The following is a 22211-nucleotide window of genomic DNA, read 5'->3' as shown; positions in this document are numbered from 1 at the left end:
GGCAATTTGCCCTTCTATTCTTATGTCTGCTTTTAAGTGCGGCAGCGCTGTAACGCGCCCGCTTGCCATTTTATATCTGATCAATTAGTCTAGAAGCAAAGCGCTAATAAGCTCTGGTTCATAAGGAGGAATAGCATGAAATACAGAAGCGTTTTTGATATTATCGGCCCGGTTATGATCGGTCCGTCCAGCTCTCATACAGCGGGAGCTGCCAGAATCGGGAGAGTGGCCAGAAGTTTATTTGGCAGAGAGCCTGAGCGCATCATTGTATCTTTTTACGGCTCGTTTGCGGAAACGTATAAGGGCCACGGCACAGATGTTGCGATTATCGGCGGATTGCTTGATTTTGATACATTCGATGAACGGATTAAAACCGCTATACAAATTGCAGAAACTAAAGGAATTGATATAGAGTTTCGGGTAGAAGACGCAGTCCCGGTCCATCCGAACACAGCAAAAATCACCATTTCTGATGAAAAGGGTGAGCTTGAACTGACGGGTATTTCGATTGGCGGAGGAAAGATTGAAATCACAGAATTGAATGGTTTTGAGCTCCGGCTGTCAGGAAATCATCCGGCCATATTAGTTGTTCATAATGACAAATTTGGCACAATTGCCGGTGTTGCCAATGTTCTGGCGAAATTTTCAATCAACGTAGGACATATGGAAGTAGCCCGGAAAGATATCGGACAGCTTGCGCTGATGACAATAGAGGTCGATCAAAATATTGACGACCACATTCTCGACGAGCTGTCGAAGCTGCCGAATATTATTCAAGTGACAAAGATTGCTGACTAGCGAAAAGGGTCAGGAGGAGCCAGTTATGTTTCGTAATGTAAAAGAATTAATTGAGATTACTAAAGAAAAACAAATATTGATCTCTGATGTGATGATAGCTCAAGAGATGGAAGTAACAGAAAAAACAAAAGAGGACATTTTTCAGCAGATGGATCATAACCTGTCTGTTATGGAAGCGGCGGTTCAGAAAGGACTCGAGGGAGTTACGAGCCAAACGGGCTTAACAGGTGGAGATGCCGTTAAATTGCAGGCCTATATTCGATCAGGAAAAAGCCTGTCTGGCCCGCTGATTTTAGATGCTGTATCGAAAGCCGTTGCAACAAATGAAGTAAATGCAGCAATGGGAACCATCTGTGCGACACCGACTGCAGGTTCTGCCGGTGTGGTGCCCGGTACGTTATTTGCTGTAAAAGAAAAGCTGAATCCAACAAGAGAACAAATGATCCGCTTTTTGTTTACAGCCGGGGCTTTCGGATTTGTCGTGGCTAATAACGCAAGCATTTCCGGCGCCGCCGGAGGATGTCAGGCAGAGGTTGGATCAGCTTCAGGCATGGCGGCTGCGGCCATTGTTGAAATGGCAGGAGGAACACCCGAACAAAGCGCGGAGGCCATGGCCATTACATTAAAAAATATGCTAGGCCTCGTGTGCGACCCTGTTGCCGGGCTTGTTGAGGTGCCTTGCGTGAAACGGAATGCGATGGGCGCGTCAAATGCGATGATTGCCGCTGATATGGCATTGGCGGGCATTACAAGCCGTATTCCATGTGATGAGGTTATCGATGCCATGTATAAAATAGGCCAAACGATGCCAACTGCACTTAGAGAAACAGGCCAAGGCGGTTTAGCGGCAACACCGACAGGAAGAGAATTAGAGAAAAAAATTTTCGGAGGAGCGCTAGGTTCACGTGAAACAACATCAGCAAACTAGTATAGCTAACATTAAGGGTATTGGGCCGGAAACAGAAAAAACATTACACGAACTCGGTATTTATGACATTTCTGATCTTCTGAATTATTTCCCTTATCGCTATGATGACTACGAGCTGAGGGATTTAGAAGAAGTAAAGCATGATGAAAGAGTCACAGTCGAAGGGAAGGTTCATTCAGAGCCTTCTCTTACCTATTACGGAAAAAAACGAAACAGGCTGACATTCAGGCTTCTGGTCGGCCACTATTTAATCACAGCCGTATGTTTTAACCGGCCTTATTTGAAGAAGAAGCTTTCGCTCGGCTCTGTGGTGACGGTTTCAGGTAAATGGGACAAGCACCGCCAAACCATCTCTGTTCAGGAGTTGAAAAACGGGCCGCATCAAGAAGACAAAAGCATTGAACCAGTGTATTCTGTGAAAGAAAATGTTACCGTCAAAATGATGAGGCGCTTTATTCAGCAGGCGCTGACCCAATATGCAGACTCACTTCCTGATCCTCTTCCGGAAAAGCTAAGAAAAAGCTATAAACTGCCTGACTATTATCAAGCGTTAAAAGCAATGCACCAGCCTGAAACAAGGGAAGCATTAAAGCTTGCCAGACGGCGGTTTGTTTATGAAGAATTTTTGTTGTTTCAGTTGAAAATGCAGGCGTTCCGAAAGGCGGAAAGAGAGCAGACACAAGGGATACGGCAGCGTTTTTCAAATGAAGAACTTATGAGATTTATCAAAAGCCTCCCGTTTACCCTCACAAACGCCCAGTCACGCGTTCTTCGCGAAATAACAGCAGACATGTCTTCTCCATACAGAATGAACCGTCTTCTTCAAGGGGACGTTGGATCAGGAAAAACGGCAGTCGCCGCCATTGCACTGTATGCCGCGATCCTATCCGGATACCAAGGAGCGCTCATGGTGCCGACAGAAATTCTGGCCGAGCAGCATGCTGATTCGCTCGTTTCGCTATTTGAAAAATGGGACGTCAACGTTGCTCTTTTGACAAGCTCTGTTAAAGGGAAGCGGCGAAAAGAACTGCTTGAGCGTCTTGCGGCGGGTGAGATTGATATTCTTGTAGGAACCCACGCTTTAATCCAAGACGAGGTGGAGTTTAAGGCGCTGAGTCTCGTTATTACTGATGAACAGCACAGATTTGGAGTTGAGCAGCGCAAAAAGCTTCGGAACAAAGGGCAGGATCCCGATGTTCTCTTTATGACAGCCACTCCAATCCCAAGAACATTAGCGATCACAGTGTTCGGAGAAATGGATGTATCTGTCATCGATGAGATGCCGGCTGGACGAAAGAGAATTGAAACCTATTGGGTAAAACATGACATGCTGGATCGTATTTTGGCATTTGTCGAAAAAGAATTAAAGCAAGGCAGGCAGGCTTATATCATCTGTCCGCTGATTGAAGAATCAGACAAGCTTGATGTGCAAAACGCCATTGACGTGTACAATATGCTTTCTGATATTTTTCGGGGAAAATGGAATGTCGGCCTTATGCATGGGAAGCTGCATTCCGATGAAAAAGACCAGGTCATGAGAGAATTCAGCGCAAATCACTGTCAAATTCTCGTATCAACCACTGTTGTGGAGGTTGGCGTGAATGTTCCGAATGCAACAATTATGGTGATTTATGACGCCGACCGTTTCGGACTATCACAGCTTCACCAGCTGCGCGGCCGTGTTGGACGGGGTGAGCATCAATCTTTCTGTATTCTGATGGCTGATCCAAAATCAGAAACAGGGAAAGAACGGATGAGGATCATGTCGGAGACCAATGACGGTTTCGAGCTGTCTGAAAAGGATCTGGAACTGAGAGGTCCCGGTGATTTCTTCGGGAAAAAACAAAGCGGAATGCCGGAATTTAAAGTGGCGGACATGGTTCATGATTACAGAGCGCTTGAAACGGCAAGGCAGGATGCTGCGAATCTTGTGGCTTCTGACGCGTTCTGGAAGGAGCCGGAATACGCTGTGTTAAGAGATGAATTGCTGAAGAGCGGAGTAATGGACGGGGAAAAATTAAGCTGAGTATCAGAAGTTTTTGGTGTTCAGCCAGAAACAATCGTTGCATTCCAATCTATGAAATTATATACTACTATTAGTACCTAGTCTTAATTGTCCGGATGGTGTTTAGATATGAGAAGAAATAAGAGAGAACGCCAGGAATTACTTCAGCAGACGATTCAAGCAACCCCCTTTATTACAGATGAAGAATTAGCGGGTAAATTCGGGGTGAGCATCCAGACGATACGTTTGGACCGCTTAGAGCTTTCCATACCTGAACTGAGAGAAAGAATTAAGAACGTGGCAGAGAAAACACTTGAGGACGAAGTGAAGTCCCTGTCACTTGATGAAGTTATCGGAGAAATTATTGACCTTGAGCTGGATGATCAGGCGATATCCATTTTAGAAATAAAACAGGAGCACGTGTTCAGCCGGAATCAGATTGCGAGAGGACACCATTTATTTGCACAGGCGAATTCTTTGGCCGTTGCAGTCATTGATGACGAGCTGGCGCTGACTGCAAGTGCAGACATCCGCTTTACAAGACAGGTAAAGCAGGGTGAACGTGTCGTAGCAAAAGCGAAAGTGACGGCTGTCGAAAAAGAAAAAGGAAGAACGGTTGTCGAAGTGAACAGCTACGTTGGCGAAGAAATTGTTTTTTCTGGACGCTTTGACATGTATCGTTCAAAACATTCATAAAGGTGGAGCATGCATGAGAATAGCTGTAGATGCAATGGGAGGAGACCACGCTCCCAAAGCTGTTATTGACGGAGTTATAAAAGGTATAGAGGCATTTGATGATCTCCATATCACACTTGTCGGTGACAAAACAACGATAGAATCACATTTAACAACTACATCAGATCGCATCACGGTGCTGCACGCAGATGAAGTGATTGAGCCTACGGATGAACCGGTCCGTGCCGTGCGAAGAAAAAAGAACTCATCTATGGTTCTTATGGCGCAGGAGGTTGCGGAAAACAGAGCTGACGCCTGCATTTCAGCAGGAAATACCGGTGCATTAATGACAGCCGGTCTCTTTATTGTCGGAAGAATTAAAGGAATTGACCGTCCGGCGCTTGCCCCGACACTTCCGACTGTTTCGGGAGACGGATTTCTTCTCCTTGATGTCGGCGCCAATGTCGATGCCAAACCGGAGCACCTCGTTCAATACGCCATCATGGGTTCTGTTTATTCTCAGCAAGTGCGCGGTGTCACTTCACCGAGAGTCGGACTTTTAAATGTCGGAACAGAAGATAAAAAAGGAAACGAACTGACGAAGCAGACGTTTCAAATTTTAAAAGAAACAGCAAACATCAATTTTATCGGAAACGTGGAAGCGCGAGACCTTTTAGATGATGTGGCGGATGTTGTAGTAACAGACGGCTTTACCGGGAATGTTACACTCAAAACGCTGGAAGGCTCTGCGTTGTCAATTTTTAAAATGATGAGAGACGTAATGACGTCTACTTTGACATCCAAGCTTGCAGCAGCTGTGCTGAAACCAAAATTGAAAGAAATGAAAATGAAAATGGAGTATTCGAATTATGGCGGAGCAAGTCTTTTTGGCTTAAAAGCGCCTGTGATCAAGGCGCACGGCTCTTCAGATTCGAATGCTGTATTCCATGCGATTCGGCAAGCAAGAGAGATGGTCAGCCAAAATGTGGCTGCGCTCATTCAGGAAGAAGTGAAAGAAGAAAAAACAGATGAGTAGTCTGGAGGTTTTTACATCATGAGTAAGATTGCATTTTTATTCCCGGGTCAGGGATCACAATTTATCGGCATGGGAAAAGAGCTTTATGAGCAGGTGCCTGCTGCAAAGCGTCTGTTTGATGAAGCCGATGAAACATTAGAAACAAAACTCAGCTCGCTTATTTTTGAGGGTGCTGCTGAAGAATTAACACTTACATACAATGCGCAGCCTGCTTTGCTTACGACAAGCATCGCTGTTCTTGAGAAATTTAAAGAATCTGGCATTACACCTGATTTCACAGCAGGACACAGCCTTGGTGAATATTCTGCACTGGTTGCGGCTGGCGCTCTGTCTTTCAAAGATGCTGTTTATACCGTCAGAAAGCGCGGAGAGTTTATGAATGAAGCGGTGCCGGCTGGCGAAGGAGCAATGGCTGCGATTCTCGGCATGGATGCTGAAGCATTAAAGCAAGTAACCGATAAAGTCACAGAGGAAGGCAACCTTGTACAGCTTGCGAATCTCAACTGTCCTGGCCAAATCGTCATTTCTGGAACAGCTAAAGGGGTCGAGCTTGCATCTGAACTGGCAAAAGAGAACGGCGCAAAACGCGCAATTCCGCTTGAAGTAAGCGGTCCGTTCCATTCTGAACTGATGAAACCGGCTGCTGAAAAGCTGAAAGAGGTATTGGACGCCTGTGACATAAAAGACGCTGACGTTCCGGTCATCTCAAATGTTTCTGCTGACGTGATGACTGAAAAAGCAGATATCAAAGAAAAACTTATTGAGCAGCTTTACTCTCCGGTTCGTTTTGAGGAAAGCATTAACAAGCTGATCGCAGAGGGTGTTACGACTTTTATTGAAATCGGTCCCGGAAAAGTGCTTTCAGGCCTTGTGAAAAAAGTAAATAGACGGTTAAAAACAATTGCTGTATCAGATCCGGAAACGATCGAGCTGGCAATTCAAACGCTTAAGGAGGAGAATGATAATGCTTAATGATAAAACGGCTATTGTCACTGGCGCATCCCGCGGAATCGGCCGCTCAATCGCCCTTGATCTGGCAAAAAGCGGCGCCAATGTTGTCGTGAACTACTCCGGCAATGAAGCGAAAGCAAATGAAGTGGTAGATGAAATCAAATCTATGGGCAGAAACGCAATTGCTGTCAAAGCGGATGTATCAAATCCCGAAGATGTACAAAACATGATAAAAGAAACGCTATCAGTTTTTTCTACGATTGACATTCTGGTTAATAATGCCGGGATTACAAGAGACAATCTCATCATGAGAATGAAAGAAGACGAATGGGATGACGTTATTAACATTAACCTGAAGGGTGTTTTCAACTGCACGAAAGCTGTTACAAGACAAATGATGAAACAGCGTTCAGGCCGCATTATTAACGTATCGTCTATCGTCGGCGTCAGCGGAAACCCTGGACAAGCCAACTATGTGGCTGCAAAAGCCGGCGTCATCGGTTTAACCAAGTCTTCTGCTAAAGAGCTCGCCAGCCGAAATATTACGGTAAACGCAATAGCGCCAGGATTTATCTCAACTGATATGACAGATAAACTTGCAAAAGACGTTCAAGACGAAATGCTGAAACAAATTCCGCTCGCGCGCTTTGGTGATCCTAGCGATGTCAGTAGTGTTGTCACGTTCCTAGCTTCAGAGGGAGCTCGTTATATGACAGGCCAAACGCTTCATATTGACGGCGGAATGGTGATGTAAGTTTTTTCTCGAAAATTTCATCGTAGTTTCTCTAGTTTTTTAAAAACGAATCCACTATAATACTTGAGGGGAGGTGAATTGCTATGGCAGACACATTAGAGCGTGTAACGAAAATCATCGTAGATCGCCTTGGCGTTGATGAAGCAGACGTCAAACTTGAAGCTTCTTTCAAGGAAGACTTAGGTGCTGATTCCCTAGATGTAGTTGAGCTTGTTATGGAACTTGAAGACGAGTTTGATATGGAGATTTCTGACGAAGATGCTGAAAAGATTGCAACAGTCGGCGACGCTGTGAACTACATACAAAACCAGCAATAAGCTGATGCTAAAAGTCCCGCCGAAACGCGGGGCTTTAGCCCTTTATTCGTGCAGTTATTACAGCATGCCGCTTTTACGCGCGCTGTATCCGGTTTAGTCAGAGAAGCGCGGTGAACCTGATGTGCCTATGGAGGTTACTATGTCAAAACACTCACATTATAAAGATAAAAAAAAGTTCTATAAAAAAGTAGAACAATTTAAAGAGTTTCAAGAACGGATTTCGGTTCACTTTCAAAATGAAAAGCTTTTGTATCAAGCATTTACACATTCATCTTATGTGAATGAGCATCGGAAAAAGCCGTATGAAGATAATGAAAGGCTTGAATTTTTAGGTGACGCTGTTTTGGAACTGACGATCTCCAGATTCTTATTTGCCAAATACCCGGCTATGAGTGAAGGAGATTTGACGAAATTGAGAGCCGCAATTGTTTGCGAACCGTCTCTCGTTTCATTGGCTCACGAGCTGTCATTCGGCGATCTTGTCCTGTTAGGTAAAGGCGAGGAAATGACAGGCGGAAGAAAGCGTCCTGCTCTATTGGCGGATGTTTTTGAGGCATTTATCGGAGCCTTGTACCTTGACCAAGGATTAGAGCCGGTCGAAAGTTTCTTAAAAGTTTATGTGTTCCCTAAAATTAACGATGGTGCTTTTTCTCATGTGATGGATTTCAAAAGCCAGCTGCAGGAATACGTGCAGCGGGACGGCAAAGGCTCTCTGGAGTATAAAATCTCCAACGAAAAAGGACCTGCGCACAACCGTGAATTTGAAGCCATCGTATCTCTAAAAGGTGAACCACTCGGAGTCGGAAACGGCCGTTCAAAGAAAGAAGCCGAACAGCACGCTGCTCAGGAAGCTTTAGCTAAATTGCAAAAACACCATACGAAACAATAAAATCCCCCTTATGACTCAGGGGGATTTCAGTATGTATGCCGTCTTATTTCACCAATGTTTATGATAGAATTGAAATACTTATTACATAAGGAGGATCGCTATGTTCCTCAAACGTTTAGACGTTATAGGATTTAAATCATTTGCAGAACGGATTTCCGTAGACTTCGTTAAAGGTGTGACAGCAGTTGTCGGGCCGAACGGAAGCGGAAAAAGCAACATCACGGATGCCATTCGCTGGGTTCTCGGCGAACAATCGGCACGCTCTCTTCGCGGCGGAAAAATGGAAGACATCATTTTTGCCGGGAGTGATTCAAGAAAGCGATTAAATCTAGCTGAAGTTACGCTTACTCTTGATAATGATGATCATTTCTTGCCAATTGACTTCCACGAGGTGAGTGTCACAAGACGTGTGTACAGATCAGGTGAGAGTGAGTTTCTGATTAACAATCAGCCGTGCCGCTTGAAGGATATTATTGATTTATTTATGGACTCTGGCCTTGGTAAAGAAGCATTTTCTATTATCAGCCAAGGGAAAGTGGAAGAGATCCTGAGCAGCAAAGCGGAGGATCGCCGCAGTATCTTTGAAGAAGCGGCCGGGGTGCTTAAATATAAAACGAGAAAGAAAAAAGCAGAAAATAAACTGTTTGAGACACAGGACAATCTAAATCGGGTAGAAGATATATTACATGAGCTTGAAGGACAGGTTGAACCTCTTAAAATTCAAGCTTCAATAGCGAAAGACTACCTTGAGAAAAAGAAAGAGCTGGAGCATGTTGAAATTGCGCTGACTGCCTATGATATCGAAGAGCTGCATGGTAAATGGTCGACTCTTAAAGAGAAAGTGCAGATGGCAAAAGAAGAAGAGCTTGCTGAATCGTCTGCTATTTCTGCGAAAGAAGCAAAGATTGAGGATACAAGGGACAAAATACAAGCGCTTGATGAGTCAGTAGATGAGCTCCAGCAAGTTTTACTGGTAACAAGTGAAGAGCTGGAAAAGCTTGAAGGCCGTAAAGAAGTCCTAAAAGAACGAAAGAAAAACGCTGTGCAAAACCAAGAACAGCTTGAAGAAGCCATCGTTCAGTTCCAGCAAAAAGAAATGGTTCTGAAAGAAGAGCTTTCGAAGCAGGAAGCTGTCTTCGAAACGCTTCAGGCTGAGGTGAAGCAGTTAAGGGCGCAAGTAAAAGAAAAACAGCAGGCTCTCAGTCTTCACAATGAAAATGTCGAAGAGAAAATCGAGCAGCTGAAAAGTGATTATTTTGAGCTGTTAAACAGCCAGGCTTCGATACGCAACGAACTCCAGCTTCTTGATGACCAGATGTCCCAATCCGCTGTCACATTGCAGAGACTCGCGGACAACAATGAAAAGCACCTGCAGGAACGGCGTGATATTTCTGCGCGTAAAGCCGCATGTGAAACGGAATTTGCCCGAATTGAGCAGGAGATTCACAGTCAAGTCGGTGCATATCGTGATATGCAGACAAAATATGAGCAGAAAAAGCGCCAATACGAAAAAAATGAATCCGCTCTGTATCAGGCATACCAATACGTTCAGCAAGCGAGAGCAAAAAAGGACATGCTTGAGACGATGCAGGGAGATTTCTCCGGCTTTTATCAAGGTGTTAAAGAAGTGCTGAAAGCGAAAGAGCGCCTTGGCGGAATTCGCGGAGCGGTTCTTGAGCTGATTTCTACAGAACAGAAGTATGAAACGGCCATTGAAATAGCGCTCGGCGCTTCTGCTCAACACGTCGTGACCGACGATGAACAGTCTGCCCGCAAAGCGATTCAATATTTAAAGCAGAATTCCTTCGGCCGGGCGACGTTTCTGCCTCTTTCTGTTATTAGAGACCGCCAGCTTCAAAGCCGTGACGCGGAAACAGCCGCCCGGCATTCATCATTTCTCGGGGTTGCCAGTGAACTTGTCACATTTGATCCTGCATATCGAAGCGTCATCCAGAACCTTCTTGGGACCGTGCTGATCACAGAGGATTTAAAGGGTGCAAACGAGCTTGCAAAGCTTCTCGGGCACCGGTACCGCATCGTAACCCTTGAAGGAGATGTTGTGAACCCTGGTGGCTCAATGACGGGCGGCGCGGTTAAAAAGAAAAATAACTCCCTCCTCGGAAGAAGCCGGGAGCTAGAAGATGTGACGAAACGGCTCGCTGAAATGGAAGAGAAAACAGCTCTGCTTGAACAAGAGGTCAAAACCCTTAAGCACTCCATTCAGGATATGGAGAAAAAACTGGCTGACTTAAGAGAAACCGGGGAAGGCTTAAGGTTAAAGCAGCAGGATGTGAAAGGCCAGCTGTACGAACTTCAAGTTGCCGAGAAAAATATCAATACCCATTTAGAGCTCTATGACCAAGAAAAATCTGCTCTGTCAGAAAGCGATGAAGAGAGAAAAGTGCGCAAACGCAAGCTTGAAGAAGAGCTCTCTGCCGTATCTGAAAAGATGAAACAGCTTGAAGAGGACATAGACAGACTGACAAAACAAAAACAAACGCAATCCTCAACGAAAGAGTCTCTCTCCAACGAGCTGACTGAGCTGAAGATCGCAGCGGCCAAAAAAGAGCAGGCTTGCAAGGGGGAAGAGGACAACCTTGCCAGATTAAAGAAAGAGCTCACTGAAACAGAGCTTGCGTTAAAAGAAGCAAAAGAAGACTTAAGCTTCTTAACGTCAGAGATGTCATCTAGCACCAGCGGCGAAGAAAAGCTGGAAGAAGCAGCAAAACATAAATTGAATGACAAAACGAAAACGATCGAACTGATTGCATTAAGGCGCGATCAGCGCATCAAGCTTCAGCATGGGCTTGATACGTATGAGCGTGAGCTGAAAGAAATGAAACGCCTGTATAAACAAAAAACAACGCTCTTAAAAGACGAAGAAGTCAAACTTGGACGAATGGAAGTCGAGCTTGATAATTTACTCCAATACTTACGGGAGGAATACAGCTTGTCCTTTGAGGGGGCAAAAGAGAAATATCAGCTTGAAACTGATCCAGAGGAAGCCAGAAAGCGCGTGAAGCTGATTAAACTCGCAATTGAAGAGCTGGGTACCGTGAACCTCGGAAGCATAGATGAGTTTGAGAGGGTCAACGAACGGTACAAGTTTCTGTCGGAACAAAAAGAAGATTTAACAGAAGCGAAAAATACCTTGTTCCAAGTGATTGAAGAAATGGATGAAGAAATGACGAAACGCTTTAACGACACATTCGTCCAAATCCGCTCACACTTTGATCAAGTTTTCCGCTCCTTATTCGGAGGAGGGCGAGCTGAACTGAGGCTCACTGATCCTAACGATCTGCTTCATTCAGGAGTCGAGATTATCGCTCAGCCGCCGGGGAAAAAGCTGCAAAACTTAAACCTCCTGTCAGGCGGAGAGCGTGCGCTTACTGCTATAGCGCTCTTATTCTCAATCCTAAAGGTTCGTCCTGTGCCGTTTTGCGTCCTTGACGAAGTAGAGGCTGCGCTCGACGAAGCGAATGTGTTCCGGTTTGCGCAATATTTAAAAAAATACAGCAGTGATACCCAGTTTATTGTGATTACCCACAGAAAAGGAACGATGGAGGAAGCGGATGTGCTTTATGGCGTAACCATGCAGGAATCCGGTGTTTCCAAGGTAATCTCAGTTAAGCTGGAAGAAACAAAAGAATTCGTTCAGTAACGAGGAAAGAGGTTAAAAGATGAGCTTTTTTAAAAAATTAAAAGAGAAAATCACAAAACAGACAGATTCCGTATCTGAAAAGTTTAAGGACGGCCTTGAAAAAACAAGAAACTCCTTTCAAAACAAAGTGAATGATCTTGTATCCCGTTACCGTAAAGTGGATGAGGATTTCTTCGAAGAGCTTGAAGAGGTTCTTATCAGCGCTGATGTCGGTTTTACAACCGTTATGGAATTAATAGATGAGCTGAAAAAAGAAGTCAAACGCAGAAATATTCAAGATCCAAAGGAAGTCCAGTCAGTGATTTCTGAGAAATTGGTCGAGATTTATAACAGTGGAGATGAGCAAATTTCAGAACTGAACATCCAGGATGGGCGTTTAAACGTAATCCTTCTGGTAGGTGTAAACGGCGTCGGGAAAACAACAACGATCGGAAAGCTTGCTCATAAAATGAAACAAGAAGGAAAATCTGTCGTACTTGCCGCCGGAGACACTTTTAGAGCGGGGGCCATTGAACAGCTGGAAGTGTGGGGAGAGCGTACAGGAGTGCCTGTCATTAAGCAGACGGCCGGAAGCGATCCGGCGGCTGTCATCTACGATGCTGTTCATGCTGCGAAAGCAAGAAATGCCGATGTATTAATTTGTGATACGGCAGGTCGTCTCCAAAACAAAGTAAATCTCATGAAAGAGCTTGAAAAAGTGAAACGTGTTATCGAAAGAGAAGTTCCTGAAGCTCCGCATGAGGTGCTGCTTGCCCTTGATGCCACGACCGGCCAAAATGCAATGGCTCAGGCAAAAGAGTTCTCTAAAGCAACAAATGTTACCGGCATTGCTTTAACGAAGCTTGACGGTACGGCAAAAGGCGGTATCGTCCTTGCGATTCGCAACGAGCTTCACATCCCGGTTAAACTAGTCGGTTTAGGAGAAAAAGTTGATGATCTTCAGGAATTTGATCCAGAATCCTATGTGTACGGACTCTTTTCAGATTTAGTGGAAAAAGCCGACGATTAAGAAAAAGGCCCCAACATCTTGGGGCCTTTTCTTTTTTATCTTCTTACTTGATAGGCGAAATGATAAAGGCTGTTATCAGTGGATACCAGTCTTGATTCACCAGAAAAAACTCTGAATGGGATGATGTCATAGTAATGAACGGAAACAGATGTGTAATACGTATAGTAACCAGCAGCTGGCCCCAAATACATTGGAACCTCAAATGTTCCGTTTGCATCAGTGGTTCCTGAAGCAGTTTGTGTTGTGTTTCCGACCTTCGTGTCCGCTTCAAATCTTACGGGCGCGTTTGGCACTGGCTGTCCGTTTTGGTCGAGTAATTTGCCGCTTACTGTAATATTGTACTTGACTCGCCAATATTGACCTTGTCCATAATTGATTTTACCGTAAACCCCTCCATCTGTGCTGATATTTGTGATCGAAGCCTTATAAGGTGCCTCAGCAGCGTCTGCTTGCTGTGCCGGAAAACCTATTGTAAACAGGGCTGCCAGACATAACATAAACAATAAACCGATTTTTTTCATAAAAATCCTCCTTTAAATAGGGTTCATATACAATATCGGAATAAATTGGATGATATTTAGCGTATTTTGGAAAAAGTTAATCACCGCTTTGACAAGATAAAAACTTGACAGTGTCAATAAAACCGTGTAAACTAAGTTATCGTAAAGGGATTTGACTTAACAAAGGGGAGAGCTCAAATGTCACTCGAAAAGACAACGAGAATGAATTATCTGTTTGATTTTTATCAGTCGTTGTTGACGTCAAAACAGAAGAGCTATATGTCGCTTTATTATTTGGACGATTTCTCCCTAGGCGAAATAGCCGAAGAATATGAGGTTTCAAGACAAGCTGTTTATGATAACATCAAACGAACAGAAGCAATGCTTGAACAATATGAAGAAAAGCTGCTCCTTTTGAAAAAGTTTCAGGAGCGTAAAGAGATGTTTAATAAGCTGAAGGAGCTTGCTTCCGGTTCAAAAGAAGAGGAAGAAATTACAGCTCTGATTGAAGCGCTTGAGAAATTAGATTAGGAGGCGGCAAACTATGGCATTTGAAGGATTAGCCGACCGACTGCAGCAGACGATTTCTAAAATCCGCGGAAAAGGGAAAGTCAGCGAACAAGATGTAAAAGATATGATGCGTGAGGTTCGCCTTGCGCTGCTTGAGGCTGACGTTAACTTTAAAGTAGTCAAAGATTTTGTCAAAAAAGTAAGTGAACGCGCTGTAGGCCAAGACGTCATGAAAAGTCTGACGCCCGGCCAGCAGGTCATTAAAGTTGTTCAAGAGGAACTGACTGAGCTGATGGGCGGCGAAGAGAGCAAAATCGCCGTCGCAAAAAGGCCGCCGACTGTTATTATGATGGTCGGTCTCCAAGGTGCCGGTAAAACGACAACAAGCGGTAAGCTTGCGAATCTGCTGCGCAAAAAGCATAATCGCAAACCGATGCTGGTTGCTGCCGATATTTACCGCCCAGCCGCAATTAAGCAGCTGGAAACACTCGGCAAACAGCTTGATATGCCTGTTTTCTCTCTTGGCGATCAGGTCAGTCCTGTAGAAATAGCTAAACAGGCTATTGAGAAAGCCAAGGAAGAACATTATGACTATGTCATTTTGGATACGGCAGGCCGCTTGCATATCGACCATGAACTGATGGATGAACTGACCAACGTCAAAGAAATCGCGAATCCGGAAGAAATTTTCCTGGTTGTCGATTCAATGACCGGTCAGGACGCTGTGAATGTTGCCAAAAGCTTTAATGAACAGCTCGGTTTAACCGGTGTTGTGTTAACTAAGCTGGATGGAGACACACGCGGCGGGGCTGCGCTCTCTATTCGCGCTGTTACAAACACGCCAATTAAGTTCGCAGGTTTGGGCGAAAAGCTTGATGCGTTAGAGCCGTTCCATCCTGAACGCATGGCATCAAGGATTCTCGGCATGGGCGACGTGCTGACATTGATTGAAAAAGCACAGGCCAGCGTTGATGAAGACAAAGCCAAAGAGCTGGAACAAAAAATGAGAACGATGAGCTTCACATTGGACGATTTTCTTGAGCAGCTCGGGCAAGTCAGAAACATGGGGCCGCTTGATGAGCTTCTGCAAATGATGCCGGGTGCAGGTAAAATGAAAGGCCTGAAAAACATCCAAGTTGATGAAAAACAGCTGAATCATGTGGAAGCAATCATCAAATCAATGACTGTTCTTGAAAAAGAACAGCCGGATATTATCAATGCCAGCCGGCGGAAGCGGATTGCAAAAGGAAGCGGGACATCCGTACAGGAAGTCAACCGTCTGCTTAAGCAGTTTGATGAAATGAAAAAAATGATGAAGCAGATGACAAACATGTCAAAAGGCAAGAAAAAAGGGTTTAAGCTACCTTTTATGTAATCGGTTATACATGATAAAACCGTTGTTAAGAAAAAACACTTTACAAACACTTTTATCATTGTTAATATACTATCTTGTTGAAATATTTTCGGAGGTGCTAGTAAAATGGCAGTAAAAATTCGTTTAAAACGTATGGGAGCAAAAAAATCTCCTTTCTATCGTATTGTTGTAGCAGATTCTCGTTCACCACGTGACGGCCGTTTCATCGAAACAGTCGGAACTTACAACCCGGTTGCAAAACCAGCGGAAGTAAAAATTGACGAAGAGCTTGCTCTTAAATGGCTTCAAACTGGAGCGAAACCATCTGATACAGTTCGCAACTTGTTCTCTAGCCAAGGAATCATGGAAAAATTCCACAACGCTAAACAAGGCAAGTAATGACTGATCAACACTTGGAAGATTTGATTGTCCACATTGTGACGCCGCTTGTTGATCATCCAGATGACATTCGCGTCATAAGAGAAGAAACCGATCAAAAGATTGCGTTGCGCTTATCTGTCCATAAGTCAGATACCGGTAAAGTTATCGGAAAGCAAGGCCGGACTGCAAAAGCGATTCGAACAGCTGTATTTGCAGCTGGCGCACAGTCTTCTAAGAAAGTTCAATTTGAAATATTTGACTAAAAGGGAGAGGGCCGGCACCTCCCCTTTTTTTACACGCAAAAAAAGGGTAAACTGATAGAAGCTTAGGCAAAATAGAAAAGCCTGGGCGAGAAAAAGTTTTAAAAGCGGGGAGCTTGGTGCGATGCAAATTATTCACCGTGTAGCCGTTATGCAAGTCTTAACCGAGCGCAGTAAAGAAAAGCTTTTAGCTTCTTTTGCCGAAAAGAAACAAATGCTTGAACGAGAATGCAGCCAGCTCTATTTTCAGCTTAGAAAACATGAGAAAGAACAGCAAAACCCTGATATGATTGAACAATTTAAAAAGGCAATAGGAAAGCGAAAAGATGATATAAAAATCATTGATTTTCAAATTGCTCAAGTACATACATTGCCGCTTGGCAGTGAGTTGAAAGAAAAGGAAGTCGATGCGCTGCTGACGATTGAAGCCGGGGATGACTGGCATGAGAAAACAGCAGCGAACACCATCGTCATAAAAGACGGAAAAGTAATTGAAATTCGCCAGAGGTGATCATATGACAAAGCGATGGTTTAATGTAGGCAAAATCGTAAATACCCACGGAATCAAAGGCGAAGTGCGGGTGATTTCAAAAACAGATTTTGCCGAAGAACGATACAAGCCGGGAAACACGCTGTATTTGTTTATGGACGGCCGTAACGAACCAGTGGAGGTAACGGTAAACACACATAGACTGCATAAGCAATTTCATCTCCTGCAGTTTAAAGAAAGACAAAACCTAAATGAAGTAGAAGAGCTGAAAAACGCAATCATTAAAGTTCCTGAAGAAGAATTAGGAGAGCTGAATGAGGGTGAATTTTATTTCCACGAAATTATTGGGTGTGAAGTATTTACTGAAGAAGGCGAACTCATCGGAAAGGTCAAAGAAATTTTGACGCCTGGAGCCAATGACGTTTGGGTCATCGGAAGAAAAGGAAAAAAAGACGCACTCATTCCTTACATTGAATCAGTGGTCAAACATATCGATGTCAAGGAAAAGAAAATTGAGATTGAACTCATGGAAGGGTTAATAGACGAATGAAAATCGACTTTTTGACGCTGTTTCCCGAAATGTTTGAAGGCGTGCTCGGCTCATCGATTCTTCAAAAAGCCCAGGAAAAAAATGCGGTGCAGTTTCAAGTCGTAAATTTCCGGGAGTACTCTGATAACAAGCACAATACTGTTGATGATTATCCTTATGGCGGCGGGGCAGGCATGGTTCTCAAGCCCCAGCCTGTTTTTGACGCGGTCGAGGACCTGACATCAAAGGCAGCCGCTGCTCCGCGTATTATCCTCGTATGCCCGCAAGGTGAGCGTTTTACCCAAAAAAAAGCCGAACAATTAGCAAAGGAAGAACATTTGCTGTTCGTTTGCGGCCACTATGAAGGCTATGATGAACGCATTCGCGAGCACTTGGTAACGGATGAAATATCAATTGGCGACTTTGTTCTGACGGGCGGTGAGCTCCCTGCAATGATGATTGCAGACAGTGTGGTCAGACTGCTTCCGGGTGTACTGGGTAAAGAGGCTTCCCATATTGAGGATTCCTTCAGCACCGGACTTTTAGAGCACCCGCATTATACAAGACCGGCAGATTACAAAGGTTTAAAAGTGCCTGAAACACTCTTGTCAGGAAACCATGCAAAAATTGAAGAATGGCGGAATAAAGAATCGATCAGAAGGACCTACCTAAGACGTCCGGATCTGTTGAAAGACTACCCGCTTACAGAGCAGCAAAGAAAGTGGATTTCTGAATGGGAAAAAGAATAGATTTTATTGCATAGGCTATGAAATTGTGATAAGATACTACTTGTGGCTTAAGCGGGCTTATCCGCTGCAAGCTTGAAAACGATGTTCCGCTGTGCCGGTTTTTGTGGCCAAGAGCATCTGTTGGAAGGAGTTGAAAACGATGCAAAAACTAATTGAAGATATCACAAAAGAACAGCTTCGTACTGATCTTCCTGCGTTCCGTCCTGGTGACACTTTACGTGTACACGTTAAAGTTGTTGAGGGTAACCGTGAGCGTATCCAGATCTTTGAAGGTGTTGTGATTAAGCGTCGTGGTGGTGGAATCAGCGAAACGTTCACAGTTCGTAAGATTTCTTACGGTGTTGGCGTTGAACGTACTTTCCCAGTACACACACCAAAAATCGCGAAAATCGAAGTTGTACGTTACGGTAAAGTACGCCGTGCTAAACTTTACTACCTACGTGAACTTCGCGGAAAAGCGGCTCGTATTAAAGAGATCAGACGATAATGATAACGAACGAAAAGAGCTTGTTACCTGTAACAAGCTCTTTTTTTATACAGAATTTGAAAATGCCGGACAGGCATCGTAAAATACATAAAGGACAACAATGAATCATGCATACTGAAGATAAAGGCGGTGTTCGTGTCACATGACAATTCAATGGTTCCCGGGCCATATGGCAAAAGCAAGAAGGGAAGTAACCGAAAAATTAAAATTAATCGATATCGTATATGAATTGGTAGATGCCAGAATTCCAATGTCATCAAGAAACCCAATGATTGAAGATATTCTAAAAAACAAGCCGCGAATTATGCTGTTAAACAAGGCTGACAAAGCAGATGCGGCAGTTACACAGCGGTGGAAAGAGCACTTTGAGAAGCAGGGGATCCGCTCTCTGTCTATTAATTCTGTAAATGGACAAGGGTTAAATCAAATTGTGCCTGCATCAAAAGAGATCCTCCAAGAAAAATTTGACCGGATGCGTGCGAAAGGTGTGAAGCCGAGAGCGATTCGCGCTTTGATTATCGGCATTCCAAACGTCGGAAAATCAACGCTCATCAACCGGCTTGCAAAGAAAAACATAGCAAAAACGGGAGACAGACCTGGCATTACGACTTCTCAACAGTGGGTCAAAGTTGGGAAAGAATTAGAGCTATTAGATACACCGGGAATTTTGTGGCCTAAATTTGAGGATGAACTTGTCGGTTTGAGACTGGCAGTCACCGGGGCTATTAAAGACTCGATTATCAATTTGCAGGACGTGGCCGTATTTGGTCTTCGTTTTCTCGAAGAACATTACCCAGAACGGCTTAAAGAGCGTTATGGCCTTGATGAGATCCCAGAGGACATTGCTGAGCTGTTTGATGCAATAGGTGAAAAGCGGGGCTGTCTCATGAGCGGTGGGCTCATTAACTACGATAAGACGACTGAAGTCATCATTCGCGATATTCGCACTGAAAAGTTCGGCAGGCTGTCATTTGAACAGCCGACGATGTAAAGGCGCGCAGAAATGCGGGTCTTTATTTTTTCTTGGCTGAACCGATACATACAGTAAGGGAGAAGAGAAAGTGAATACATTAACCGTAAAGGACATTAAAGACCGTTTGCAGGAAGTGAAGGATGCACAAGACCCATTTATTGCCCAATGCGAAAACGACCCGAGGAAAAGCGTTCAAACGCTTGTAGAGCAATGGCTTAAAAAGCAAGCGAAAGAAAAAGCGCTGAAAGAACAATGGGTGAATATGACTTCCTATGAAAGGCTGGCAAGAAACAAAGGATTTCGCTTGATTGCAGGTGTTGACGAGGTCGGCCGGGGGCCATTGGCAGGACCAGTTGTCGCCAGCGCAGTCATCCTTCCAGAGGAATGTGAAATACTTGGGCTGACAGACTCCAAAAAGCTTTCAGAGAAAAAACGCGAGGAATATTACGAGCTTATTATGAAGGAAGCACTGGCGGTCGGGATAGGAATTGTAGAAGCTACTGTGATTGATGAGATCAATATATATGAAGCTTCAAAAATGGCAATGGTGAAAGCGATACAGGATTTGTCGGATACACCTGATTATTTGCTTGTTGACGCAATGACACTTCCGCTCGACACGGCTCAGGCGTCAATTATAAAAGGAGATGCCAAAAGCGTGTCTATTGCGGCAGGTGCGTGTATCGCAAAAGTGACGAGGGACCGAATGATGAGCGCTTATGCCGAAACGTATCCCATGTACGGCTTTGAAAAAAATAAAGGCTATGGGACAAAAGAACATTTGGAGGCTCTTGCTGCATACGGCCCAACTGAATTGCACCGCAAAACTTTCGCTCCTGTTCAATCTTTCAGATAAATCACCATGGACAAGGAGGCACCTTTTTAAAATGAACATACGAAATGATGTGCAAAAGGCGCTGCAGCACCTTTTCGGGCGTACAGCCGTCCCGCAGGAAACATCAAAAGTAAACGAAGCGCTAAACGGGGAGAAGCGTCTCCTCTTAGGAAAAGTGCTTCGTTTACTAGGAGATCAGCATGCCCTGATCCAAGTCGGCAATCAAACTGTTCAGGGAAAACTTGAAACCCAGCTTCGTCCTCAGGCATACTATTGGTTTTCCTACGAAAAAAAAACGGCAGAACAAACAGGCCGTCTTCAGGTCGTTCAAAGCTTTGATCAAAATCCTAAAACCATTCAGGATGCAGCTGGCAAGCTTTTAAATGCCATGTCAGTGAAGACGTCAAACGCAGCTCTCATGATGACAGGAGCGATGCTGAAAAGCAAAATACCCGTAACAGAAAATGATATCAAAACAGCTGTCCGGTGGATGGACACGCTGCCTTCGCAAGACACAAAAAAAGCAGTTGAAACGGTTCTCTTCGCTTTAAAGCGTGATCTTCCCATTCACTCCGAGATTTTGAATGGTGTTCACGCGGTGAAATCGCCTGTTCCGTTGCATCAGCACGTATTCCAGCTGCTTCAGGCAATCGACCAAAACCCTCAGCAGAGCCAAATGATGTCAAAGCTAAAGGAAGCAGTTACGGTGCTTTTAAATAGTGAAATCGATGTCCATGCAGAACGGCTGATTGATAAGCTTATTTCTTTAACCGACAATACGAAAGCACCTTCTCCGGCCAATACTGCTGGAAGCAGGGAGCTTAGCACACCAGCTGGCTCCCCCGGAAAAGCCAGCCTGCCGATTGCAAATCACACAGCAGAACAGAGAAGCATACAAGAAGAGTCTGTTAAAACAGCAGCAGACATTCCAATTAAAGAAGCCCGCCAGCTGCTGGTAAAGCTGACGGAATCTGCTGAAAAAAACAGTCTCCAAATTGTGAAAGAAGCAGCAAATTGGATTAAAGCGGCTGCTTCATCGGGTGATAGTAAGTCACTTGCAGCTTCAGCTGTTTTACAGGCGGCACAAGTCACAGACCAGGAAGCCGAAGTCTTTTTAAAGGCTGTTCAGCAGACAGCACCCCATTTGGCGGATAAGGCAGATGTTCTTTCTTTCTTATCCAAAGTGAAAACGGCAATCGGTGCAAGGGACGAGGTTGCGTTCATTAAAGCGTTTGAACAAGGAAGCGCAGTCACATCTGATGAAATGCAATCCATCAAGCTGGCTCTTTCTGCCTTAAGAGCATCGCATGAGGTAGCCGAACCAGTCAAACAAGAAGCCGATCAGCTTTTTCATAAATTAAATGGCCAGCTTTTCATGCAGCAGGACCATCCATCATACAGCCAAATTGTAATGTCATTTCCGATGTTTTCGAAGTCAGGGGTTCAGGACATGACTGTTCTGTTTAAAGGAAAGAAAGAAGCGGATGGAAAGCTTGATCCTTCCCATTGCCGCCTTTTGTTTTTGCTGCAGCTTGATACACTAAAAGAAACCGTCGTTGATTGCTTGGTACAGCAAAAAGTCATGACCATTACAATAGAGACTGATTTCGAGCTGCAGGCTGCGATCGATCCGATGGTGCCCGCGCTTAAACAGGGGCTAAAGGAAATGGGGTACAGCCTTTCAGGGGTAAACGCTAAAAAAAGGGTTCACACCGAAGAAAAGGCTTCAATCGATCAATATATAACAAGTATCAGTGATCAGGAAGTGGATGTGAAAATATGAAAGAGCAGACACCGATCAGAAAAGCTGTTGCTCTCCATTATGACGAACAAAAAGACAAGGCGCCGAGAGTGATTGCCACAGGAAAGGGCCATGTAGCTGACAACATTATCAAAGAAGCAAAAAAAGCAGGGGTCCCGATTCAAGAAGATCGGACTCTTGTCGAATTAATGCGCCATTTGACGGTAGATGATCAAATTCCTGAAGCTCTTTATGAAACGGTAGCCGAGATTTTTTCATTCATTTACAAATTGGACGAAAGCGTAAAAAACAAAAAATAGCTAAAATATTCCCCATCCTCCTTTGAAATTTATGTTTTTAATAAAGTAAAAGTTTGAAT

Annotated in this window: 24 protein-coding genes; 23 read left to right on the top strand and 1 reads right to left on the bottom strand. The window is 44.3% G+C overall.

What is annotated here, in order from left to right; translation table 11 throughout:
- Positions 1 to 135: 135 nt before the first annotated feature.
- From sdaAB to ftsY, 11 genes are all read left to right on the top strand, one after another.
- Entirely contained in the window at positions 136 to 798 is a 663-nt protein-coding gene (gene sdaAB / locus ACZ07B_RS08170; RefSeq protein WP_072175954.1) for an L-serine ammonia-lyase, iron-sulfur-dependent subunit beta, read from the top strand.
- 25 nt (positions 799 to 823) lie between these two features.
- On the top strand, positions 824 to 1726 hold the full coding sequence (gene sdaAA, locus ACZ07B_RS08165; protein WP_003232049.1) for an L-serine ammonia-lyase, iron-sulfur-dependent, subunit alpha: 903 nt from the start codon (positions 824 to 826) through the stop codon (positions 1724 to 1726).
- Positions 1704 to 3752 (top strand): ATP-dependent DNA helicase RecG, encoded by a 2049-nt coding sequence (recG, locus tag ACZ07B_RS08160; protein ID WP_464877090.1) that lies wholly within the window; start codon positions 1704 to 1706, stop codon positions 3750 to 3752. Before sdaAA ends, recG begins: the two co-directional genes overlap by 23 nt.
- 108 nt (positions 3753 to 3860) lie before the next feature.
- Positions 3861 to 4427 carry a transcription factor FapR gene (gene fapR / locus ACZ07B_RS08155; protein WP_003232044.1) on the top strand — a complete coding sequence of 189 codons (567 nt, stop codon included), beginning with the start codon at positions 3861 to 3863 and terminating at the stop codon, positions 4425 to 4427.
- Positions 4428 to 4440: 13 nt separating this feature from the next.
- Positions 4441 to 5442: a phosphate acyltransferase PlsX gene (gene plsX, locus ACZ07B_RS08150; protein WP_003232041.1), complete on the top strand. Its 1002-nt coding sequence runs from the start codon at positions 4441 to 4443 to the stop codon at positions 5440 to 5442.
- Positions 5443 to 5460: 18 nt separating this feature from the next.
- On the top strand, positions 5461 to 6414 hold the full coding sequence (fabD, locus tag ACZ07B_RS08145) for an ACP S-malonyltransferase (RefSeq protein WP_015383644.1): 954 nt from the start codon (positions 5461 to 5463) through the stop codon (positions 6412 to 6414).
- On the top strand, positions 6407 to 7147 hold the full coding sequence (gene fabG, locus ACZ07B_RS08140; protein ID WP_015383645.1) for a 3-oxoacyl-[acyl-carrier-protein] reductase: 741 nt from the start codon (positions 6407 to 6409) through the stop codon (positions 7145 to 7147). The genes fabD and fabG overlap by 8 nt, the downstream gene beginning before the upstream one ends.
- 83 nt (positions 7148 to 7230) lie before the next feature.
- Positions 7231 to 7464, top strand: coding sequence for an acyl carrier protein (acpP, locus tag ACZ07B_RS08135; RefSeq protein WP_003154310.1), 234 nt, complete (start codon positions 7231 to 7233; stop codon positions 7462 to 7464).
- Between the two features lie 139 nt (positions 7465 to 7603).
- Complete coding sequence (rncS, locus tag ACZ07B_RS08130; protein ID WP_003232030.1) at positions 7604 to 8353, top strand: ribonuclease III; 750 nt, start codon at positions 7604 to 7606, stop codon at positions 8351 to 8353.
- 100 nt (positions 8354 to 8453) lie between these two features.
- Positions 8454 to 12014: a chromosome segregation protein SMC gene (gene smc / locus ACZ07B_RS08125; RefSeq protein WP_024572419.1), complete on the top strand. Its 3561-nt coding sequence runs from the start codon at positions 8454 to 8456 to the stop codon at positions 12012 to 12014.
- 19 nt (positions 12015 to 12033) lie between these two features.
- The gene (gene ftsY / locus ACZ07B_RS08120) at positions 12034 to 13023 is read left to right on the top strand and encodes a signal recognition particle-docking protein FtsY (protein WP_003232026.1); all 990 of its coding nucleotides are present in this window, start codon (positions 12034 to 12036) and stop codon (positions 13021 to 13023) included.
- Positions 13024 to 13058: 35 nt separating this feature from the next.
- Here the strand turns inward: ftsY and ACZ07B_RS08115 are convergent, their stop codons facing one another.
- Positions 13059 to 13544: an Ig-like domain-containing protein gene (locus tag ACZ07B_RS08115; protein WP_003245834.1), complete on the bottom strand. Its 486-nt coding sequence runs from the start codon at positions 13542 to 13544 to the stop codon at positions 13059 to 13061.
- 177 nt (positions 13545 to 13721) lie between these two features.
- Between ACZ07B_RS08115 and ACZ07B_RS08110 the strand changes: the two genes are divergently transcribed.
- From ACZ07B_RS08110 to ACZ07B_RS08055, 12 genes are all read left to right on the top strand, one after another.
- On the top strand, positions 13722 to 14054 hold the full coding sequence (locus ACZ07B_RS08110; protein ID WP_003238590.1) for a putative DNA-binding protein: 333 nt from the start codon (positions 13722 to 13724) through the stop codon (positions 14052 to 14054).
- A 13-nt stretch (positions 14055 to 14067) separates the two neighbouring features.
- Positions 14068 to 15408 (top strand): signal recognition particle protein, encoded by a 1341-nt coding sequence (gene ffh, locus ACZ07B_RS08105; RefSeq protein WP_014479771.1) that lies wholly within the window; start codon positions 14068 to 14070, stop codon positions 15406 to 15408.
- A 105-nt stretch (positions 15409 to 15513) separates the two neighbouring features.
- Entirely contained in the window at positions 15514 to 15786 is a 273-nt protein-coding gene (gene rpsP, locus ACZ07B_RS08100) for a 30S ribosomal protein S16 (protein ID WP_003220815.1), read from the top strand.
- Positions 15786 to 16031: a KH domain-containing protein gene (locus ACZ07B_RS08095; protein ID WP_014476792.1), complete on the top strand. Its 246-nt coding sequence runs from the start codon at positions 15786 to 15788 to the stop codon at positions 16029 to 16031. Before rpsP ends, ACZ07B_RS08095 begins: the two co-directional genes overlap by 1 nt.
- Before the next feature lie 121 nt (positions 16032 to 16152).
- Positions 16153 to 16539, top strand: a complete 387-nt coding sequence (locus ACZ07B_RS08090) for a YlqD family protein (protein ID WP_015383649.1) — start codon at positions 16153 to 16155, stop codon at positions 16537 to 16539.
- Between the two features lie 4 nt (positions 16540 to 16543).
- On the top strand, positions 16544 to 17068 hold the full coding sequence (rimM, locus tag ACZ07B_RS08085; RefSeq protein ID WP_024572420.1) for a ribosome maturation factor RimM: 525 nt from the start codon (positions 16544 to 16546) through the stop codon (positions 17066 to 17068).
- Positions 17065 to 17796 (top strand): tRNA (guanosine(37)-N1)-methyltransferase TrmD, encoded by a 732-nt coding sequence (gene trmD / locus ACZ07B_RS08080; protein ID WP_029945957.1) that lies wholly within the window; start codon positions 17065 to 17067, stop codon positions 17794 to 17796. The genes rimM and trmD overlap by 4 nt, the downstream gene beginning before the upstream one ends.
- 139 nt (positions 17797 to 17935) lie before the next feature.
- Complete coding sequence (gene rplS / locus ACZ07B_RS08075) at positions 17936 to 18283, top strand: 50S ribosomal protein L19 (RefSeq protein WP_003220825.1); 348 nt, start codon at positions 17936 to 17938, stop codon at positions 18281 to 18283.
- 142 nt (positions 18284 to 18425) lie between these two features.
- Positions 18426 to 19274 (top strand): ribosome biogenesis GTPase YlqF, encoded by an 849-nt coding sequence (gene ylqF, locus ACZ07B_RS08070; RefSeq protein ID WP_014479772.1) that lies wholly within the window; start codon positions 18426 to 18428, stop codon positions 19272 to 19274.
- Between the two features lie 70 nt (positions 19275 to 19344).
- Positions 19345 to 20112, top strand: a complete 768-nt coding sequence (gene rnhB, locus ACZ07B_RS08065) for a ribonuclease HII (protein WP_003245658.1) — start codon at positions 19345 to 19347, stop codon at positions 20110 to 20112.
- Positions 20113 to 20143: 31 nt separating this feature from the next.
- The gene (locus ACZ07B_RS08060; protein WP_445214366.1) at positions 20144 to 21874 is read left to right on the top strand and encodes a hypothetical protein; all 1731 of its coding nucleotides are present in this window, start codon (positions 20144 to 20146) and stop codon (positions 21872 to 21874) included.
- Positions 21871 to 22152, top strand: a complete 282-nt coding sequence (locus tag ACZ07B_RS08055) for a FlhB-like flagellar biosynthesis protein (RefSeq protein WP_003232001.1) — start codon at positions 21871 to 21873, stop codon at positions 22150 to 22152. The genes ACZ07B_RS08060 and ACZ07B_RS08055 overlap by 4 nt, the downstream gene beginning before the upstream one ends.
- Positions 22153 to 22211 lie beyond the last annotated feature (59 nt).

Source organism: Bacillus sp. 9.4 (genome assembly GCF_055486415.1).
The sequence above is the reverse complement of the archived record's forward strand: the minus strand, read 5'-3'. Positions and strand labels throughout refer to the sequence as shown.

Coding starts and splice junctions, on each gene's coding strand:
- rpsP (WP_003220815.1), top strand. CDS start 15,514: ATGGCAGTAAAAATTCGTTTAAAACGTATGGGAGCAAAAAAATCTCCT.
- fapR (WP_003232044.1), top strand. CDS start 3,861: ATGAGAAGAAATAAGAGAGAACGCCAGGAATTACTTCAGCAGACGATT.
- ACZ07B_RS08055 (WP_003232001.1), top strand. CDS start 21,871: ATGAAAGAGCAGACACCGATCAGAAAAGCTGTTGCTCTCCATTATGAC.
- ACZ07B_RS08095 (WP_014476792.1), top strand. CDS start 15,786: ATGACTGATCAACACTTGGAAGATTTGATTGTCCACATTGTGACGCCG.
- trmD (WP_029945957.1), top strand. CDS start 17,065: ATGAAAATCGACTTTTTGACGCTGTTTCCCGAAATGTTTGAAGGCGTG.
- ylqF (WP_014479772.1), top strand. CDS start 18,426: ATGACAATTCAATGGTTCCCGGGCCATATGGCAAAAGCAAGAAGGGAA.
- rimM (WP_024572420.1), top strand. CDS start 16,544: ATGACAAAGCGATGGTTTAATGTAGGCAAAATCGTAAATACCCACGGA.
- rplS (WP_003220825.1), top strand. CDS start 17,936: ATGCAAAAACTAATTGAAGATATCACAAAAGAACAGCTTCGTACTGAT.
- ACZ07B_RS08110 (WP_003238590.1), top strand. CDS start 13,722: ATGTCACTCGAAAAGACAACGAGAATGAATTATCTGTTTGATTTTTAT.
- ftsY (WP_003232026.1), top strand. CDS start 12,034: ATGAGCTTTTTTAAAAAATTAAAAGAGAAAATCACAAAACAGACAGAT.
- sdaAA (WP_003232049.1), top strand. CDS start 824: ATGTTTCGTAATGTAAAAGAATTAATTGAGATTACTAAAGAAAAACAA.
- fabD (WP_015383644.1), top strand. CDS start 5,461: ATGAGTAAGATTGCATTTTTATTCCCGGGTCAGGGATCACAATTTATC.
- ACZ07B_RS08060 (WP_445214366.1), top strand. CDS start 20,144: ATGAACATACGAAATGATGTGCAAAAGGCGCTGCAGCACCTTTTCGGG.
- ffh (WP_014479771.1), top strand. CDS start 14,068: ATGGCATTTGAAGGATTAGCCGACCGACTGCAGCAGACGATTTCTAAA.
- smc (WP_024572419.1), top strand. CDS start 8,454: ATGTTCCTCAAACGTTTAGACGTTATAGGATTTAAATCATTTGCAGAA.
- fabG (WP_015383645.1), top strand. CDS start 6,407: ATGCTTAATGATAAAACGGCTATTGTCACTGGCGCATCCCGCGGAATC.
- plsX (WP_003232041.1), top strand. CDS start 4,441: ATGAGAATAGCTGTAGATGCAATGGGAGGAGACCACGCTCCCAAAGCT.
- rncS (WP_003232030.1), top strand. CDS start 7,604: ATGTCAAAACACTCACATTATAAAGATAAAAAAAAGTTCTATAAAAAA.
- ACZ07B_RS08115 (WP_003245834.1), bottom strand. CDS start 13,544: ATGAAAAAAATCGGTTTATTGTTTATGTTATGTCTGGCAGCCCTGTTT.
- ACZ07B_RS08090 (WP_015383649.1), top strand. CDS start 16,153: ATGCAAATTATTCACCGTGTAGCCGTTATGCAAGTCTTAACCGAGCGC.
- sdaAB (WP_072175954.1), top strand. CDS start 136: ATGAAATACAGAAGCGTTTTTGATATTATCGGCCCGGTTATGATCGGT.
- acpP (WP_003154310.1), top strand. CDS start 7,231: ATGGCAGACACATTAGAGCGTGTAACGAAAATCATCGTAGATCGCCTT.